This is a genomic window from Youngimonas ophiurae (nom. illeg.), from assembly GCF_049803795.1.
Lineage (GTDB): Bacteria > Pseudomonadota > Alphaproteobacteria > Rhodobacterales > Rhodobacteraceae > Thalassobius.
The window spans coordinates 46,852-63,547 of the sequence record NZ_JBNAGJ010000013.1 but is presented as its reverse complement, the minus strand read 5'-3'; the positions used below and the strand labels follow the sequence as shown (position 1 = coordinate 63,547).

The window sequence follows — 16,696 nt, the reverse complement described above, 5'->3', positions numbered from 1 at the left end:
AAAATCAGCCCATCAGCCCTGCTGCGCGCTTGCGTCACCATCAGGGCTCGCAAAATGTCCTCGTATCCGATAGGCGCGCTTGCCCATTTGTCGCGGCTATCCAGGACGGCATGGCACTGGTCGCAGGCGTCGATAACAAAGAGATCGTCAGGCTTTATGCCCATGCCGCCAAATCCGAAGAGGCGCAGGTGACAACCTACTGTTCGCTCTGGGTCGTGAGTGCATATGCCTGGTATCTGCAAAGAGCAGTCCCGACCGCGAGCGGCTTGCCGAATTGGGGCCGACTTCTCGGGGCGCTGGCCTTTGCGATAGATTGGGCGCTTTGGCAGTGTGGTAGCCATCAGAAGCCCCTTTCGGTAAAAGCAACGCCGTGCTGCGCGGCCCAGGCTGATATGAATTCGATCAGGTCCGACATCTGCGAAACAGTCATTGCAGACGAGCGGAAGCCTACCGGGAAAGGCTCCCCGTTGAGGCCCATCTGAAAGGCCACCTCGTGCCCACAAGCGTGCATGAAGAGCGCCTTCCAAGTCTCCGGGCTGTGGCGCATCCCGTTGTGTTCTGCCTGTTTCGAAATGTCGCCCAGCATGGCCCAGAGTTTGGCGTTCTGCTCCAGGCTGCGCTTTGGCTCCGGCTCGAACCGGATCACGCCACCTTCTGGCATCGCGTCAACATATCGGTGCGCTAGGTGGCGCTGCGTGTCTGTGGCGAGTTTGATGGGGTGGACGGCCATTTCACCAACCGACCGCTTGGAATTTGCGGTAAATATCGCGGGTGGCGATGACGTCTGAGACGCAATAGTCCGCTATCTTTTGATGCTCCCCATTCGCCCACGCCTCTGCAACCATAGAGCCGTCAAAATCCCCCTTGCCTTCAAGGCCAAGGGCAGATGCAAGATTGTCCATGCGGATGGATCCGCGCGCCCCAGCCCATGCGGTCATCGTGTCGAACATACTCTTGTCCCAAGGCTTAGGGTCGCGCGGAATCTGGCGTGGGATTTCAATGCCAAGAACAACGGCACGGCACAAAATGAAGCGGATATCAAAACCACCAATGTAGTGACCGACAAGCGTGTATTTTGCGAAGCTGCGGAACGCCGAGAAAAAGGCACGGATCACGTCAGCCTCTTGCTCCACCGTCTCGGCGTGCGCGACCACGGGGGCATCATCGTCAATAGCCCAAGAAATCGTACAGATATGGCCGCGCGCAGGGTCAAAGCTTGTTTTGGCAAGAGCCTCCTTCGCGGCATTCTCGGCATTTTCATCCATCCATTTCTGGATGCTCTCGGGCTTCTTGATGTTGGCCGGAGGTTTTACCGCGGCCTTCGCGGATTCCAGCGACTCGGGACCTTGGGCCGGGATCGTCTCAATATCGACTACGCAAACATGTTCCATTCTCAATCCTCTCAGTGCTCAATCGCATCGCCGTTCAGATCGGCGTTCTGCGCTTTCTTCATGGTTTCGATTTCCGCCTCGACCTGCGCCGCCTTTTCAGGCGCATCACCTTTCAGCTTCGCCAAATCTTGCTGGAATCGTTTGTCGCTCGTGACAGGCCCGACGCCGTGGCGTTTGAGGTCTGCAATCATCTGGTCGGCCGTGCTCTGGCGCGACGCGCTCGGGCGTTGCTTCACAGGCTCTTTGGGGCGCGGCGCGGCGGCTTGCCCGTCGTCATCAACCTCAGCAGACAGCCCCAGCGCAGCCTTTAGCGTGTAGCGCTGCAAGTAGGTCACTGCGCTGCCTACGGCCTGAAAGCTGTTCTTGCTGCCTGATGTGTCTGGCGAACCGGCCAGAGAAGTTTCTTCGCTGTGGCCGTGCGCGTGTTCGATGATGCAGGTCACGCGAACGCCGCCCTGTCCCTGATCTGTACGGAAACGATAGGACAAACCATGTTTGGACAGGATGGGGTCGATCTGCTTGGCGATGCCGGCCAGCGTTTCGTGCCTGTAGTGGGTGCGCCCCTTCTGTGAGGTGAAGTCAACCGTTGCATCCTTGATGATCGGGGGGATGTCAGCGCGAGCAGCAGACAAGGCCGCAGAAAAGGCAACGCGCGCGCTTTGAGCGTCCACACGCTCTTTCATCGCAAGCATCCGCTCCAGCTTGTCCAGGTCGGCGTTCGGGTCCATGACAACCCGCTCAATCATGGAAACCATCGGATCAGCGGGCAGGACGGCTTGTTCTTCGTGCTTGGTAACGGCGTTCATGCCTTGTCTCCTCTCAGCAAGCGCCACAGGTTGTGGCGGCGTGGTGGGCGATTGATTTGAAAACCGTCAGGACCAGTGCAGTCCCGACAGCGGCAACGAAGCCCCAGCGCAGACATGCGACCAGAAACAGGCACAGGCGCTCGGCATGTTCCGCGCGCTCGTGTTCAGCTTGGCGCGCCTGCAACTCGGAAATGGTGGGGAAGTTCAGATCGGTCATTCTTCAAAGCTCCCGTACATGTGGTCAAAAATCTGGGCTTCGGTTGATTTGGGCGCGGGGGTCGGTGGTGGTGTGCGACCCCCGCGCTCGCCAGGGGGAGAGGAGACCCCTCGGCAGACGCTGCGTCCCCCGTGAGTAGCGGCTTGCAGCGTTTCGATGATTTCTTTGAGTTGCTTGAGCGGGCAGGCCATACCGACTACTCGGCGGCGATGGCGTAGTCGGCAATGTTCTCCTGAACAGCCTCGGCCACACCATCCAAAACGCGCTCCATGGCGGAACTTCCGATGATCTGCTCAACGGCGGACGCGGGCAGGCGGTAGCCGTCCATGTCAACGTAGAGCAGCTCGACACCCATCACGGACAGTCCGTCAACCCCGCCAACGTCTGCGCTGTAGTCGTCCTCAATGGCCACATCGTAGACGGCCACCCCGGTCAGGCTGCAAGCATCGCCGGAAAACTCGGCACTTTCTTCGCGGTAGATCATTTTGGTTCCTCTCATCTGCCCCGCGATTGGCTCCCTGTTGGCGCGCTGGCCGGGTTGGGATGGTGCCTCTTCGGCGGGGTATGGGGAGAATGTCGCATATAGTGACGCAGCGGTCAACAAGAAAATGTCGCAACTTGTGACGCGTTGCGGCGCAGGCGGTTAGCTGCCTAAATGGGAAGGGGCTATTCGGGCGGGGATTTGCACACGTTTACATAGCTTAGGGGGAAATCATGACCGCCGCAGAAGCGATTCACAGAATCACATTGGCAATGAAATCATTGACGGAAGAGGACGTTTCTCTTTTGCGAGATATGGCAGCTCGGCTCAGTCGGGCTTCGATGCAAGCGCCTCAGCCATCCGAACCAGGACCGCGCGATCCTCGGGGGATAGGCGGCGAATAAGGTCAACAAGGGATGTATCTACCATAGGGCCGTCAAAAAGCGCGTCTGTCGTCACGCCAAGGGCCGCAGCAATGGAGTTCAGCCGTAGAGTGTTGGCTGGCCTAGTCTCGGCTTCGATCATTGCAAGCTGGGACCGGGACATGCCCGATTTGTCGGCCAACTCGGCCTGCGTCCAGCCACGCTGCTCTCTAAGCTTTCTGATTCTCAGTCCCATAGGCTGTTTATAAAACCGGGACAGATCGAAAGCCCGCCCGGAATAGCGACATTCCGGGACGATTGAACTTGCAATGTTTGTCGCAATGTGTGACATACTTTGAGACATGAGCACACTCAGCAAGCATATCAAGAGCGACCCTGAAAAAAGCATGACGGCTTGGGCGATGGACTTCGGGATTTCCCGCCCTCACCTGTACGCCCTCCTTGATGGGTCTCGACTCCCTAGTCTTGGAGTCGCCAAGCGCATCGCTAGCGCAACCGGCGGAAATGTTCCGCTCACGTCATGGCCTAACATCAAGGCCGTGATCGAAGCCGCGGGAGATGCAGAATGACCCACCAAATCGACATTCTTGGCCGCCCACCCATCATGAAAGCCGTCACCCCGAAGATGCCCGAGATCCGCCCCGCGCTGCGCTGTGAGGGCAGGGACGGGCGCGCGGTGGTTTATGTGCCCTATCGCTGCCCGATCTGCAACGCATGGCACGTTGGAACAAAACCGAAAGGGGTGAGGTGATGATCGGAAAATATTTGGAATATGGGAAACACGTGACGACGCCGGGCTGGGCAGGATCGCTGATTGCGGCCATCGCCGCTCGGAGCTTTGCGTCGGCTTCTATTTTTGTCGCCTTGCTTGCGGTTCTTGGCGGTGATCTTCCCCACGTTATGATAATTCTCCTCGCCCCGGCGCCGATCTACGCCATCCACATCGCCCTGTTTCTGATTTGGCTGAAGGAGAGCGGCAAATGAGCGGTATCGGCAGAAGAATGGCCCTAAAGGCCCTGATGGGGTCGCCCATGGTCGCAGGCGCAGCGGCAAAAGTGGCGGCGAAAGAGGTTTTGGACGCGGGAAATTTTGCGGACTTGGAGAGTGACGCGCCTCAGGATCCTGTGGCTGACAGCGAGTTCAAACCAAGTCCGGTGCGCGATCTATTTTGGAGAACTGTCGACGGTGAGGATGGCTATGTAAGAAAAAACGCCATTCAGGACATGCCGGAAAGCGTGCGATCGAAGAAGTCTTGGTCGCCTGTTTTCAAAGAACACGTCGCCACATTAGAGGCTTTGGAGCGGCATCGGGCGTCGCAATCTGAATTGGGTATGCTGAAATGGCTGGTCAAGCGAGGCGTGTTGCCGGGCGAGGTGCTTGACTGATGCTCTACGCGATCTGCACCACGACCCGCAAAATCCGCATCCCCGGCCACACCGACCGATTGCGCGGTGAATGCGCCGTTGTCGCCCAGCTGCGCGAAATGGGCATCAATGCCGATGCGGCAATGGAGGTCACGCTAAAGCGCCAGGGCAAGCGCCGTTATCCTGACGTGATCGAGCGGCCGCTACTGGCAGGCTACGTGTTCGCGGATGTGCCTGCGGACATGTACGCCTCGGCCATTCGTTTGCACGGGGTCTACGCCGCGCGGAATGCTACCGATGGAGTCGAGTACGGCGGCTATACCGCAACGCCGGGCTATGAATTCCGCTTAAGCGAAGGGTTGGACGCCCTGGAGGGCAGCGCTGCGGCGCGCGGGGGGCTGTTTAGCGGGAATGCAATGCAATCAGCGCTGCAATACGGCCAAGATTACGCGTCCAACGAATACAGCAACTATTTGAATCGGCTATCGGGCCTTGCGTCGAGCGGACAAAACGCCGCTGGTATGCAGGGGGCTGCTGCGCAGAACTATGGAGCGAACGCGGGCAGCGCTCTTGCCGCGGCAGGGAACGCGTCGGCGGCTGGGGCTATCGGGGTCGGGAATGCCCTGCAAGGTGGCATTCAAAATCTAGTCGGGTGGAATGGATACCAATCGGCGCAGAACGGAACCACGGGGACGCTCGGGACACTGTTCGGTGGGAGTTGGGGGATCAGCTGATGCTGCGCGATTTGGCAAGCAGCTACGCCGCACAATATGGCGTAGACCCGCAGCTTTTCCAGCGGCTGATTTCACAGGAAAGCGCATGGAACCCGAACGCCGTAAGCCCCGTTGGGGCTGAGGGTTTGGCGCAAATTATGCCAGAGACCGCCCGCGACCCCGGCTTTGGTGTTGCGCCCGTATCCGACAGGCGGGATCCAGACGAAAGCCTGCGCTTCGGCGCTGAGTACCTCTCCAAGATGTTGGAACGATACGGGGGCGACACCGCTCGGGCGCTTGTGGCCTACAATTGGGGCGCAGGGAATGCTGATAGGTGGGACGGTGACCTTGCATCGCTTCCGGCTGAAACCAGGAACTATGTCTTGACGATCACGCGGCGCGGCAGCGACTTGCCGAGCCGCGTTGGTGGCGACGACCAGGATCAGCCCCGAAACGCTCTGGCAAGCCTTCCCGAACAAGAGCCGCAAAATGCTCTTGCCACAATGTCCAGGCAGGACGTGCGCCCGTTCCTGAATGCTCTGACAGCATATGATCCGACCTTGAAAATCGAACAATTTTTGGTGTGAACATGGCTCTTAATCCAAACATTATCTTGGCAGGAAACAGCCCCGATCTGGTAAATGCCATGGCGCGGGGTCAGCAGGCAGGGGCGCAGGCGAACCAAATTCAGCGCCAGAACGCTCTTGCACAACTATACCAGCAGCAGGGGCCGCAGATCATGGCGGGCAACCAAAACGCGCTGAATGCCTTGGCCCAGATTGACCCAGGGGCCGCGATGAGCGTCCAGAAGGACCGGCAGAGTATGGCGGCGACGCAGCAGCGCATGGATGCACTCAGCGCGCAAGAGCGCCGCGCAGCAGAGCAATACGCCGCTTCCAAGAGCGCGGCAGAGCGGCAAGCTGAGGCGCAACAAATCGAAGATTCGGTTCGGATGGGCTTGGCTGCGCAATCCCCCCAGCAGTGGGACCAAATGATGTCGCAGGTAGCGCCTGATTTGGTTGGGCGGTTCGCGCAGAAAGAAATGATTGCGGCTAAATACATGAGCATGGCCGAAGTGCTGAAATCTCAGCAAGAGCCGAAGCCCGCGGATGAATATCAACGATATGTTCAGGAAGAAGCCGCGGCGGGGCGAAAGCCGCTGACCCGGATTGAGTACGCCCAAGCAAAAAAAGGTGAAGGTTTTTCCGTAACAACGCCCGATGGCGTTACAATCACACAGGGTGGCGCGCGAAACATCGGGCCAGCACCCAAAATGACGGTCGATGCTGCTAAGAATTCCGGCTTTTTAATCCGTACCGAAGCTGCGAATGAGGTGCTTAACAGCCTGGAAAATCAAGGAACGCGCTTTTGGCAGCAAAATGCTGAAAACATTCCGATGGGCTTGGGCAACTACCTTCGCGATCCGGACTTCCAGAAATTTGACCAGGCGCGCCGAGATTTTGTCAATGCCATTTTGCGCCGTGAATCGGGAGCGGTTATCTCGGATCAAGAATTCGACAACGCAGACAAACAATACTTTCCAATGCCCGGCGATAGCCCAGAGGTTATCAAGCAGAAGCGCCAAAACCGCGAAAACGCCATCAAAGGCCTGCGCGTTGGCTCCGGGCCTGGGGCGGAATATGTCGACCAAATGGCCATTGCAGAGAGCGTACAAGATCAGCTTTCCGATGACGATCTTATTCGCAAATATGGGGGTGAGTAATGGCTGATTACGATCAAATCATGAAAGCGCTTCGAAACGCAGACGCGGCCGGTGACACTGCGGCGGCGCAGCGCTTGGCGCGGATGGCCGCGCAAGCTAAAGCGGGGCTGGGGCAGCCTTCGACGCCTCAGCTTGAGGAAGTGTTTGCAGACGAAAAGGGCGGCAAGGTGTATCGCCTTGGCGACGGGTCTCTTTCTTATGCTTCGCCGGGCTTTTCCACGAACGATCCTAACCGCATCAAACAGATCATGGGAGGGGCCGCGCCAAAAAACCTCGTACAGGGCGACTATGACCGTGCGGTGATCGAGCAAACACCCGCTGGTGCCGTTGGCGGTGTTGTGGTCAAGGCCACTCAAGGCCTGCCCGGCGGGAAATGGATTGACGAAGCGGCGGACAAGATCGCGCCAGGCGCTGGCGAGGGCATTCGTCAGGTGGCTGGCGCAATGGATCGCCAAAGGCCAAAGACCGCGCTGGCCTCTGAAATTGGCGGGGCGGTTCTGGGCGGGTCATTGCTTCCCGGGACCTCAACCGTTGCCGGTGCAGCGGCAGAGGGCGCGGCGTATGCTGCGCTTGACGCATCTGGCGCGGCTGATGGCGGGGACCGCATCAATGCGGCCAAGGACGCCGCCATGGCAGGCGCGCTGTTCGGAGCGGGGTCGAAAGTGGCGCTGAACTTTGGCAGCAAGGCGTTTCAGCGCCTGTTCAACAAGTCAGCCGAGCGCCCGACAATTGAGAGCCTGCGGGCCACGAAAAACGCAGCATACAACGCGGTTGACAGTTCTGGCGAGAAATTCAGCCCGGACGATATGAAAGGCCTGTATCAACGGATACTTGCAAACCTCGACGCCTCTGATTTTGACGACATTGCGGACCCGCAAACTGCGGCATCCCTCAAAATGTTCGAGCGCAGGCAGGGTGAGGAGCTGACAATTGGCCGTCTTGACAAGCTGAGGCAGACGCTTTGGGGAAGGTATAGCCGTGGTGGCGAAAAGCTGATCCTCGATATGATTGACGAAGTGGACGACCTGATCGAATCCCGAGCCGGGACCTCCGATCTGATGGACGCGGCGCGGTTGGCAAATTCCCGCTACAAGAAGGCCGAAATGCTTGAAAATGCGTTTCAACGAGCCGAGCGCGAAACAGCGGCTTCCGGGTCTGGCGGGAACATACTGAACAAATATCGCCAGGCAGTTACGAAAATTCTGAACAATCCGAAAAGCGCCAAATGGTTCAACGCTGGCGAAATAGAAGTCATGGAAAAGTTTGTTCGCGGGTCAATGTCGGAAAACGCGCTGCGTCGGATTGGGAAGCTGTCCCCAAGCGGAAACGGCCTTATGATGGCGCTGAACCTTGGTGCGGCTGCGGCAGACCCATCTATGCTTGCGTTTACCGCCGCCGGGGCTGGGGCGAAGGAGGCGGCGGACCAATCTGTAGAGCGCGGGCGCAATCGCCTTCTTTCTACGGTGTCCGGCCACAACCCAGCAAGGCCTAGAGTAACCTCCCCTGGGGCGGCAAACGCTCTGGCAGGGCTCTTGGGATCGGAAGCTGTTCGTTAGTCGTCCTCGTCGCCGTAAATGTGCCGACGAAAATCACGCATAACCTTTTTGTCCCGCTTGATGCGGGCCTGTCGCCAATACGCTTCGAGAAAGACGATGGCGAAAACGCCGATTAGGGCAATCACAACTTCCATGCCGCGCACCTTACCCTAGCGCGACCATTCCAACAATCCACAAAAGAGCAGACCAATGGCAGACAGGATTTTCCTGCCTATCGCGCTTGACGCGAATGGCGACCCCGTGGCCGGAGCTGAGGCGCGTTTTTACCTCGCAGGCACCACAACAGAGGCGACGGTCTACGCGACATCAGCCGGTAGTACGGTGCTTGCACAGCCGCTAGAGGCAAACGCTGCGGGCGTGTTTGAAATGGCGGCCTATGCGACTTCGGGTATCAAAATTGACATTCGGGATCCGGCCACGGGGGCTAGCCTTTCAGGCTTTCCGGGGGACAACTGGTATGTTGTGCCCGAAAGCGCTGGTTCGGCTGGCAATGTTACCTTCTCGCCAGTAACGGGGAACTCGGCGACCGATGTTCAGTCGGCTATTGAAAACAATGTTACATCCTTGGCCAGCAAGCAGCCGCTGGACCCGCAACTAACCGCGGTGGCAGCGCTTGCGCCAAGCTTGGCTGGGAACCGCGTTGCGGAAGTCCCGGCTTTTACCGCTCTTGAAGCCGCAACCTTATACGGGATTCTGGACGAGGACGATATGTCCTCGGACAGCCGGTGGGACGTTCCGACGCAACAGTCTCTTGTTGCTTACGTGGGGGCGCAGGTAGCGGCCATTTCTGGCGAAGAGGCTGCAATCGACACCACAAGCGGGACATATGCGTCGTTTGCCAGCATCCCCAGCAGCGCGAGGCAAATTACCATTATGCTGGCTGGGGTCTCGTCCGACGGCACCGACGATTTTCTTGTTCAAATCGGGGACGCTGGTGGGATCGAAGCGACAGGTTATGCCAGTACGGTTGAAGAAAATGGCAACGTCGATACCAGCACGGCTGGCTTTATTGTCACGCGCCGCACGGATGCAGGCGACAGCCTCTGTGGCCACGTAGTCTTAACCAAAATCGACGGGACCAAGTGGGTCGCTTCCGGAACGATCCGAGACACCACTGGCAGCGGCGGCGGAAATAGCGCGGGCCAAAAAGAATTGTCCGACACGCTGACAGAAGTTCGCCTTACGACAACCGGCGGGACGGACACTCTCGACGCCGGACAAATCAACATTTTCTATAGCTGAGGTGTGAACAGATGCCTGAACTCGAAACGGTAACAAATGTTGATGACCTGAATATTCTGGCCACGCCATCCGCAGCAGACTACGTTCTTATTACTCGCAATGGAGAGATCTATCGCGCACAGGCCGGGGATTTGCCAGATGGTGGCGGCAGTACGCAAAGCGCTTTTGAAACCGTTGCTGATTTCGAGACGTGGATCGCTGGCGGCGGGACGGCCGCAAACGGGACTTACGCCTTTGCAAATGGCGCGGCCTTTTATGCAGATGACGCCTACACAGCACTGCCCGACAAGCCCGGATGGCGCATCGCAGGACGTGCAACGCTGGCGCATTTCGATGTTAATGGTACTGACATTGGGGCTGGGCTTTACTACCACGCCACCCCAGCCTCCGACGAATACGCGGCGATTCAGGCAGCATTCAATTTCTGTGTTGCGAACGGCTACGATCTAGTGGGGGATGCAACTCGCGTCTACGGCACGGCCACGGAGTTGAATTGGGGCAGCACCGCCACGGTGACACCAAAAGGCTCGGCCGAGCTGGACAATTGCAGCCTCATGTGGATTGGCGCTGCGGACACTGCAATTGCCAAAACCGATCAAAACCCAGACAACTGGCCTTGGACAACAAATACGCCAGTTTTGCGCGTCGGGAACCGAGCAGGCGACACTGACAAGTATCGCGTCACGCTTGGCCCTGGGGTGCGCGTGGACGGTCAGCGCATTAAAAACTGCATTCAGTTTCGTGGCCTTGAAGACGTTGACGCAAGCGCTCTGGCCGTTCGGGGACTTGACTACGAAGTTCTTATCGGCGTTCCTGGCAACAACAGCGCAGCGACCACGGACTGTAAAATCAAGGTGCGAGGCTGGCACTACGCCTACTTGGAAAATTCCAGCGGCGTTTTCGGCACCGATGACGGCACTGGCCACTATGGGCCGACAGGGCGCACCTCGTCTGGCGTTGTGGTGTATTCATCCGACGTTTTTGTCGAGCCCCATTTCGCCCGAGGTGCGCCCTGCGCTGTATTGGGCGAAGGCTACGGTGCGACAATCGCGCCTGTGTCCAAACTGTATTCCGGCCCTGACAGAACTTCGGGGATCAACGCCTTTTTGATCACGCCGGGCGCGCAGCGCTACACCTGGCTGGGCGCGGATGTGCAGGACGGCGGCATTCGGGTCATGTCGGGCAACGGCAAGATTATTGGCCTGACGCTGGCTCAGTACACGCACAACATGATTACGCTGGTTGCTTCTGCCGAAAACGAGACCTTTGAACAGTTTACTTTGGCAAACTGTCGCTTTGGAGGCGGTGATGCAGCCGTGACGCTCGAAACGATTGGCGCTGGTACATGGGGCAGCTTTGCCGGGACGTTCTACGGCAACAAAAATGGCAGCGGCGAGGATATGACAATCCAGGGCCGGAAGTTCAACATTGGTGGCACGGTTGATCCCTTCCTGTCTCGGGCCGATCTGGTCACAGCCATTGGAACTTACGGATGGGCGCCGGAAGTGGGCACGACGGTTCGAATTGGTGCGCTGGTGTGGGAGTACGATGGCGTATCAAGCGGGATCAGCGACATGCCGGGATGGAAAGCTGCCGGAAGTGGGCAGCCAGGGCACTACACCGTCAACACAACGCCCGGCACGACTGATATGGAATCGGCCCTTGAAGCCGCAATGGCGGACGGAAATGTCACCCTGCCACCCGAAGAATTTTTGATCTCGAACCAGCTTTCGACGCAATCCAACATCCGCATTCGTGGTGAAAAAGGAGCGCAGATTACCAAGGCTGCGGGGGCTGCGGTTGGCCCTGTTTATGTCTTGGAGGCGGAGCAAAACTTTACTGTTTCGCGGGTTGATTTCGACATTGCGGCCGACGTGGCCGCGACCAATGGCGTTTACCTAGTCCCTTGGGCATCTTCCTTGTCTGATTACGAGCTGGATCACGTAGAGGCCACGGCCAATATCACCGTTGATCCCTCAACTGGCGCGCGCAATGGGCTTGCAGGCGTCGTCTTGGTGTCTAACGGCGCAACCGTTGACGGATTCCGCATCAAAGATTGCCATTTCGAGAACTTTTTTTACGGGTTTTTGCAATCGAACAGTACCTCGGCTGCGGTCACTGATCTGACCATTGCCGATACAACCTTCAAGGACTTTGGCGCGCCGGCACTTTTGTTCAACAGCCCGGCAGCTGGGTCTTACAATAAAAGGATCATGGTGAACCGAGTTCTGCTTGGGGCCAACAAAACCAAATATGGCACTCTTGGGCCGGGCACGGGGAGAGGCTATCCGCACCGCGCGTCTTTCGCGGGCCACAATCACTATTTCCTTTGGACTGACGTAATCGCATTTGGCGATGGCGGCGAAGCGCTGCGCATGGAAGAGGACGCGCGTGGCTGGGTGGTCTCCAACATGGCCGCTGAGTTGAACGGCCAGGACGGCTTTGAGGCGATCCCAAATCACGCGGGCGACGCTGTGACGGTGTATCGCCCCACGCTTGGTTTGTTCAGCGGCGTTGCGCTCGACAACACCGGCCTGACAACGGCAAGCGCGCTGGGGGCAGGTCTTAAGCTCTGGGTCTATGACAGCGTGTCTGGACTGGAGGACGCTGAAACCGTTGGTGAGAGCGTTTTTACCAATTGGGCGGTCAGCGGATGGGCCTACGGCGCGGATCTACACCAGGGCGCGCATCGCGATTTTATCAACAATGGTATCATTGTTGGGACGACCTCCGGGGATGTTGGCTTGCGGACAAAAGACCCAAGCCACGCCCACAGCCACGTCATGATCTTTGACTGCGATACGGCTGTTGAATTTGATCGTGGCGGCAATATCGGAAAGATGTTTTTCCGGTCGAAATCGGGAATGCCTGACCCCGCAGAAATCAGCGTTACAGGCGGCGTCGGCATCATGGACGGCTGGGATTGGCACGCGCCGCGAGCAACCTATGCGAATGGTGTCACCTATCAAAATATCATTTCGATCGGGGATGAGGTTGAAGGGCGCTTGTCCCTAAGCATTCAGGACGACGACGGCACCAATTGCGCCGAGATTTCTGGGCATTTGCGCTGGGACGGCACGAATATGGATTTCCGGCCGGATCAGTCCGGCGGAACTGCGGCTGGCAATATTTCATTCACGGCGGGCGGTCCTGTTGGGGTGCAAGGCACCTATCTCGCCGTTTCTATCACCAACAGCAGCGGCGGAGATTTGGACAATCTGCGCCTGCAAGTCTCGCTTGATGGCGAGAGCTCGCACAAGTGGAGCTAAGCATATGGCCTTTTCGACAACTGCAACGATTATTGAAAGTGGAAGCAATGCAAATGGTGAATATCGGATGTTTTCCGATGGAACTCTCGTTTGCATCAGAGAGGAAACCGTAACCACCAGCGGCATCGCGTTTGGTAATATTCTCACCTACGGGTTCCCAAAAGCGTTCGCTTCTGGGTCTGTGGTTGCTGGCAGCTTCTCCTTGGGCACGGGGACCGGCGCGTCCGGCGCTGGGACACTTTCCATTTGTCAGGCTTACGCATCCGCTGCTTATGCGACTGATACGACCGGATGGCACATTCGATCTACGGACGCGAGCTACCTTTTTGTGTCGGCGCTGCTTCGAATGGAAGCAATTGGAAAATGGAGGTAGGGCGCAATGACGCAGACAGTTCACCCCGGCATGATCCCTGAGGCCGCGCTAAAGGGCGTGACGACGATCACCGATTTCTACGCCATTTCGGAGACAGGCGCGTATTACGCCGCAAACACGGCCCTCAATGCCCCCAGCGCCCATTACTTCAATGCTTGGGCCTGGATGCATGATGACGGGGAAGAGGGTGTTGTGGTCGCCATTCAAGCTGGCGTTGATGAGGTGTGGCTGCGGCAAAAGATTGCTGGTTCCTGGGGGGGCTGGTGGAACTTGTCCTATGATCTGTCGCAGGCAGAAGTGGAAAATCCGCTGGGCACCGCCTTTGGTTTCGTCAGTGGCTTGCGCCTGAACCAGGCCCTAATCGCCGGCATTGGGGACGCGATGGCTGGCATGGCCGTGGATGCGATCGGGGCTTATGGTTTCTTTCGCTATAACGGCGCGGCGCTGGCGGTTGGCGCCACGGTTGCCGGATCGACGCTGGAATGGGCCTCGCTGACCGAGGGGGCCACCAATGTCAGCGGGACCAATCCCAGCGGCACATGGATGAGCTGCGGCCACCACAGCGACAGCACACACCGCCTTTCACTCTTTCGGAGGATTTCGTGATGGAGTTTCGCAATCCCGCCTATAACGCCCGAGGCACCATCGACTGCGAGGTGCTGCACCCGTCGATGGGGTGGGTGCCCTTTACGGCCAGTCCTGACGATCAGGAGGCGCAAGGCCGCGAGGTCTATGCTGACATTATCGAGGGCGGGGGTGTTGTTGATTACGTTCCGCCCAGCGAGGATGAAGTTTTGGCGCGGACCCGCGCCGAGGCGGTGCTGACTCGCGCGGCATTTTGTTCAGCGTTGCACACTTCAGGTATCCTTCCAGCATATGAGGCCATTCAGGCTGCGCGGGGTGACTGGCCAGCAACATTTGCTGCGTTCACTGCCACCATGAATGAGTCTGATGCAACAAATGCCCAGATTCGCTGGGCCGCGGCAACTAGCATCCATTACGCGGACGATCTGTTGCAGCAGTTGGCGCTGGCTCATGCCGATGGCGATCAGGCTACGGCCACAGCTACGCTGGATGCGGTATTTGGGCTGCTGTGATGGACTGGGGTGCTGTCATAGGAGAGTTGGGCGGGGGGCTTTCGGCTGCCGTAATTGCTGCCTTGGGTTGGTGGGGGTGGCAAAATCAACGCCGTGCCAACGAATTGCAGGACGCCCGCGTGGCCGACCACAAGGAGCATAGTGCTCAGATGCTGGAGAACACGCGGACGCTTGATGCGGCGATCCGCGTGATGGAGGGGCGCAATGCTTGAGGCCTGGCGAACCAAGAAAAAGTCCAAAGAGGATCAGGCGGCAGCCGCAAAAATCGTGACCGAGACGATTCGGCGGGAAATGACGACCTCGCGGGACAGGCTCAAAGAGATTGTGGAGCAAATGGCCGAGAGGAAGAAGAAAAATGCCTGACCCCAATGTTGCAACCTCGATCATTGCCATACTGATGATCGGACTGGTTCTGCGAGGGCTTATGCCGTACTGGCGGCGTAGCGCGTCCCCTGAATTGACCCATTTTGCGTTGGGGCTGAGTTGGATTCTTGGCGTCTTTTTGGTTCGGACCTTCTATTGGGGTGTCCTGCGCGGCGCGGTGTTGGCGATTGGGCCTGAGCATTGGTCGGCATGGTCCGAGGTTGTGAGCGGCCCAGGCTGGATCAATGCAGCATTCAATGTCGGGCTTGTCATCGGGTGCTGGCATGTCCTGAAGGCATTCCACGCCATGATCCCAGAGGAAGAGCGCAGCAACTGGCCTGTTGTCTCGTCGCCCTTCTACCCGCGTGGATGGTGCTTCATGCGCCTCGGGCGCGCTTTTCGTGAAAACTGGAGGAAGTAGCCATGAAGCTGGCCGTTGTAGTTGGGCATAATGCCCGAGCCCAAGGGGCAATCCGCCAAGATACCGGCGAAACAGAGTGGTCATGGAACTCCAAGCTGGCCATGCGGATCTATGATCTCGCTCCGGCGGCGATTGATGTGAAGGTGTTCTTTCGCAACCCGGTGATCCGATCCTACACCAAGGAAATTCAGGACGTGTACCGGCGCTCCGACGAATGGGGTGCTGACGCGACGGTAGAGCTTCACTTCAACAGTCACCACAACCCCGACGCCACGGGCACGGAGACACTATCCAGCGGGTCGCGAATGTCGTTGGCCTATGCAGGGGCGCTGCAAGAGCACATGCTTGACGCTCTGGGGCTGAAAGACCGTGGCGAAAAGATTGTGCGCACCGGACGCGGATCGGCAAGCCTGATCAGCGGGAAGGCCCCCGCAGCACTGATCGAGCCGTTTTTCGGGTCGTCACCCGAGGGACTTGCGGCTACGGATGAAGGGCGCGAAGTTGACGCGCTGGCTCGCGCCATTCTGGCTGCCACAGAGGATGTGTTCCTATGATCTGGCGGTGGGCGGCCATAGGTGGCGCTGTGGCCGCTGCTGGGCTTGCTGTGGCGCTGTGGTGGGTCGAGCGCGACCGAGGTGCCCTGAAAGCCGACCTTGCCACCACACAGGCCTCTCTGGCCTCTGCTCAGGCGGCATTGTCTCAGGCCGAGGAAGCCGCCCGCGTCCATCGCGCCTATCTGGATCAGGCCGAAAAAGAGCGAGCCGACTTCGACAAACTACGAAACGAACTGATCAAAATGGAGGGGGCCGATGCGCCGCTATCTGATTATCTGCGCGGTGCTGCTAAGCGGCTGTGGCCGTAGTCTGCCCGAGGTTGTCGCCCCGCCACCTGTGATCCCGGCCGATCTGCTGCGCGCCTGTGCCGGTTGGACTGGCCCGCGTCCTGAGACAGAGGGTGAATGGGCTGATGCTGCGCTCGCTGAAATGCGGGGGCGTCACTGTGCCAACGGCAAGATCGAGGCGATCCGGAAGACGGTAAGCTGAATAGCGGGAAAATCCCGCAATTCAAAATTGCCAACTAACACTTTGGCACATTGACGGCGATAGTGGTGAATTTTGACTAACGCCGTCATTGATTTTATTGGGAAATCGAGAGTTTCAAAATCCCCCGCCGCAAGGCGTGCCGGTTCGAGTCCGGCCTTGGGTACCACCTTGAATGTCAAGGCTTCCGCATTTTTTGGAATATTCAGGGATGCAACCGCCTGACGCGGGGTGTTTTTGCGGGGCAGCCCTGGTGG

The 16,696-nt window shown here is 58.3% G+C and carries 26 protein-coding genes; 17 read left to right on the top strand and 9 right to left on the bottom strand.

Translation table 11 applies throughout. The annotated features are described in order from the left end of the window. The 7 genes from ACP15O_RS18270 to ACP15O_RS18240 all read right to left on the bottom strand — a co-directional run. Nucleotides 1–341: nuclease domain-containing protein (locus tag ACP15O_RS18270; protein WP_425096621.1), on the bottom strand; the 341-nt coding region annotated here is incomplete at its 3' end. After that, the gene (locus ACP15O_RS18265; protein ID WP_425096620.1) at nt 341–730 is read right to left on the bottom strand and encodes a recombination protein NinB; all 390 of its coding nucleotides are present in this window, start codon (nt 728–730) and stop codon (nt 341–343) included. The genes ACP15O_RS18265 and ACP15O_RS18270, both read right to left, overlap by 1 nt. Before the next feature lies 1 nt (nt 731). Next, on the bottom strand, nt 732–1,391 hold the full coding sequence (locus ACP15O_RS18260; RefSeq protein WP_425096619.1) for a ribonuclease H-like domain-containing protein: 660 nt from the start codon (nt 1,389–1,391) through the stop codon (nt 732–734). A gap of 11 nt (nt 1,392–1,402) precedes the next feature. Further along, complete coding sequence (locus ACP15O_RS18255) at nt 1,403–2,197, bottom strand: ERF family protein (RefSeq protein ID WP_425096618.1); 795 nt, start codon at nt 2,195–2,197, stop codon at nt 1,403–1,405. 13 nt (nt 2,198–2,210) lie between these two features. Further along, nucleotides 2,211–2,414 (bottom strand): hypothetical protein, encoded by a 204-nt coding sequence (locus ACP15O_RS18250; protein WP_425096617.1) that lies wholly within the window; start codon nt 2,412–2,414, stop codon nt 2,211–2,213. A 196-nt stretch (nt 2,415–2,610) separates the two neighbouring features. After that, a complete protein-coding gene (locus ACP15O_RS18245; protein ID WP_425096616.1) occupies nt 2,611–2,913 on the bottom strand; it encodes a hypothetical protein in 303 nt (100 codons plus the stop codon). A gap of 309 nt (nt 2,914–3,222) precedes the next feature. Then, nucleotides 3,223–3,513: a helix-turn-helix domain-containing protein gene (locus tag ACP15O_RS18240; protein WP_425097451.1), complete on the bottom strand. Its 291-nt coding sequence runs from the start codon at nt 3,511–3,513 to the stop codon at nt 3,223–3,225. 330 nt (nt 3,514–3,843) lie between these two features. Here ACP15O_RS18240 and ACP15O_RS18235 point away from each other — a divergent pair, with 330 nt between their 5' ends. From ACP15O_RS18235 to ACP15O_RS18205, 7 genes are read left to right on the top strand one after another with little or no spacing between them, the layout of a single operon-like run. After that, on the top strand, nt 3,844–4,029 hold the full coding sequence (locus ACP15O_RS18235; protein ID WP_425097450.1) for a hypothetical protein: 186 nt from the start codon (nt 3,844–3,846) through the stop codon (nt 4,027–4,029). Beyond that, on the top strand, nt 4,029–4,262 hold the full coding sequence (locus ACP15O_RS18230; protein WP_425097449.1) for a hypothetical protein: 234 nt from the start codon (nt 4,029–4,031) through the stop codon (nt 4,260–4,262). Before ACP15O_RS18235 ends, ACP15O_RS18230 begins: the two co-directional genes overlap by 1 nt. Then, on the top strand, nt 4,259–4,663 hold the full coding sequence (locus ACP15O_RS18225; protein ID WP_425097448.1) for a hypothetical protein: 405 nt from the start codon (nt 4,259–4,261) through the stop codon (nt 4,661–4,663). The genes ACP15O_RS18230 and ACP15O_RS18225 overlap by 4 nt, the downstream gene beginning before the upstream one ends. Then, nucleotides 4,663–5,376, top strand: a complete 714-nt coding sequence (locus ACP15O_RS18220) for a hypothetical protein (protein ID WP_425097447.1) — start codon at nt 4,663–4,665, stop codon at nt 5,374–5,376. Before ACP15O_RS18225 ends, ACP15O_RS18220 begins: the two co-directional genes overlap by 1 nt. Next, entirely contained in the window at nt 5,376–5,942 is a 567-nt protein-coding gene (locus ACP15O_RS18215; RefSeq protein WP_425097445.1) for a lytic transglycosylase domain-containing protein, read from the top strand. Before ACP15O_RS18220 ends, ACP15O_RS18215 begins: the two co-directional genes overlap by 1 nt. 2 nt (nt 5,943–5,944) lie before the next feature. After that, complete coding sequence (locus tag ACP15O_RS18210) at nt 5,945–7,078, top strand: hypothetical protein (protein ID WP_425097444.1); 1,134 nt, start codon at nt 5,945–5,947, stop codon at nt 7,076–7,078. Continuing rightward, entirely contained in the window at nt 7,078–8,634 is a 1,557-nt protein-coding gene (locus ACP15O_RS18205) for a hypothetical protein (RefSeq protein WP_425097443.1), read from the top strand. The genes ACP15O_RS18210 and ACP15O_RS18205 overlap by 1 nt, the downstream gene beginning before the upstream one ends. On the opposite strand, the gene ACP15O_RS18200 is transcribed toward ACP15O_RS18205, so the two are convergent. Next, the gene (locus tag ACP15O_RS18200) at nt 8,631–8,768 is read right to left on the bottom strand and encodes a hypothetical protein (RefSeq protein ID WP_425097442.1); all 138 of its coding nucleotides are present in this window, start codon (nt 8,766–8,768) and stop codon (nt 8,631–8,633) included. The genes ACP15O_RS18205 and ACP15O_RS18200 overlap by 4 nt on opposite strands. Nucleotides 8,769–8,823: 55 nt before the next feature. Between ACP15O_RS18200 and ACP15O_RS18195 the strand changes: the two genes are divergently transcribed. The 10 genes from ACP15O_RS18195 (at nt 8,824) to lysC (ending at nt 16,442) form a co-directional block, all read left to right on the top strand. Then, nucleotides 8,824–9,876 (top strand): hypothetical protein, encoded by a 1,053-nt coding sequence (locus ACP15O_RS18195; RefSeq protein ID WP_425097441.1) that lies wholly within the window; start codon nt 8,824–8,826, stop codon nt 9,874–9,876. Between the two features lie 11 nt (nt 9,877–9,887). Next, nucleotides 9,888–13,145, top strand: a complete 3,258-nt coding sequence (locus ACP15O_RS18190) for a hypothetical protein (protein WP_425097440.1) — start codon at nt 9,888–9,890, stop codon at nt 13,143–13,145. A 4-nt stretch (nt 13,146–13,149) separates the two neighbouring features. Further along, entirely contained in the window at nt 13,150–13,518 is a 369-nt protein-coding gene (locus tag ACP15O_RS18185; protein ID WP_425097439.1) for a hypothetical protein, read from the top strand. A gap of 6 nt (nt 13,519–13,524) precedes the next feature. Beyond that, nucleotides 13,525–14,124 (top strand): hypothetical protein, encoded by a 600-nt coding sequence (locus tag ACP15O_RS18180; RefSeq protein ID WP_425097438.1) that lies wholly within the window; start codon nt 13,525–13,527, stop codon nt 14,122–14,124. Further along, entirely contained in the window at nt 14,124–14,615 is a 492-nt protein-coding gene (locus ACP15O_RS18175; protein ID WP_425097437.1) for a hypothetical protein, read from the top strand. The genes ACP15O_RS18180 and ACP15O_RS18175 overlap by 1 nt, the downstream gene beginning before the upstream one ends. Before the next feature lie 204 nt (nt 14,616–14,819). Beyond that, the gene (locus ACP15O_RS18170; RefSeq protein WP_425097436.1) at nt 14,820–14,978 is read left to right on the top strand and encodes a hypothetical protein; all 159 of its coding nucleotides are present in this window, start codon (nt 14,820–14,822) and stop codon (nt 14,976–14,978) included. Then, complete coding sequence (locus tag ACP15O_RS18165; protein ID WP_425097435.1) at nt 14,971–15,399, top strand: hypothetical protein; 429 nt, start codon at nt 14,971–14,973, stop codon at nt 15,397–15,399. Before ACP15O_RS18170 ends, ACP15O_RS18165 begins: the two co-directional genes overlap by 8 nt. Before the next feature lie 2 nt (nt 15,400–15,401). Further along, the gene (locus ACP15O_RS18160) at nt 15,402–15,953 is read left to right on the top strand and encodes an N-acetylmuramoyl-L-alanine amidase (RefSeq protein ID WP_425097434.1); all 552 of its coding nucleotides are present in this window, start codon (nt 15,402–15,404) and stop codon (nt 15,951–15,953) included. After that, entirely contained in the window at nt 15,950–16,261 is a 312-nt protein-coding gene (locus ACP15O_RS18155; protein WP_425097433.1) for a hypothetical protein, read from the top strand. Before ACP15O_RS18160 ends, ACP15O_RS18155 begins: the two co-directional genes overlap by 4 nt. Beyond that, nucleotides 16,209–16,442: an Rz1-like lysis system protein LysC gene (gene lysC / locus ACP15O_RS18150; protein WP_425097432.1), complete on the top strand. Its 234-nt coding sequence runs from the start codon at nt 16,209–16,211 to the stop codon at nt 16,440–16,442. The genes ACP15O_RS18155 and lysC overlap by 53 nt, the downstream gene beginning before the upstream one ends. Here the strand turns inward: lysC and ACP15O_RS18145 are convergent. Then, on the bottom strand, nt 16,394–16,621 hold the full coding sequence (locus ACP15O_RS18145) for a hypothetical protein (RefSeq protein ID WP_425097454.1): 228 nt from the start codon (nt 16,619–16,621) through the stop codon (nt 16,394–16,396). The genes lysC and ACP15O_RS18145 overlap by 49 nt on opposite strands. Nucleotides 16,622–16,696: the final 75 nt, after the last annotated feature.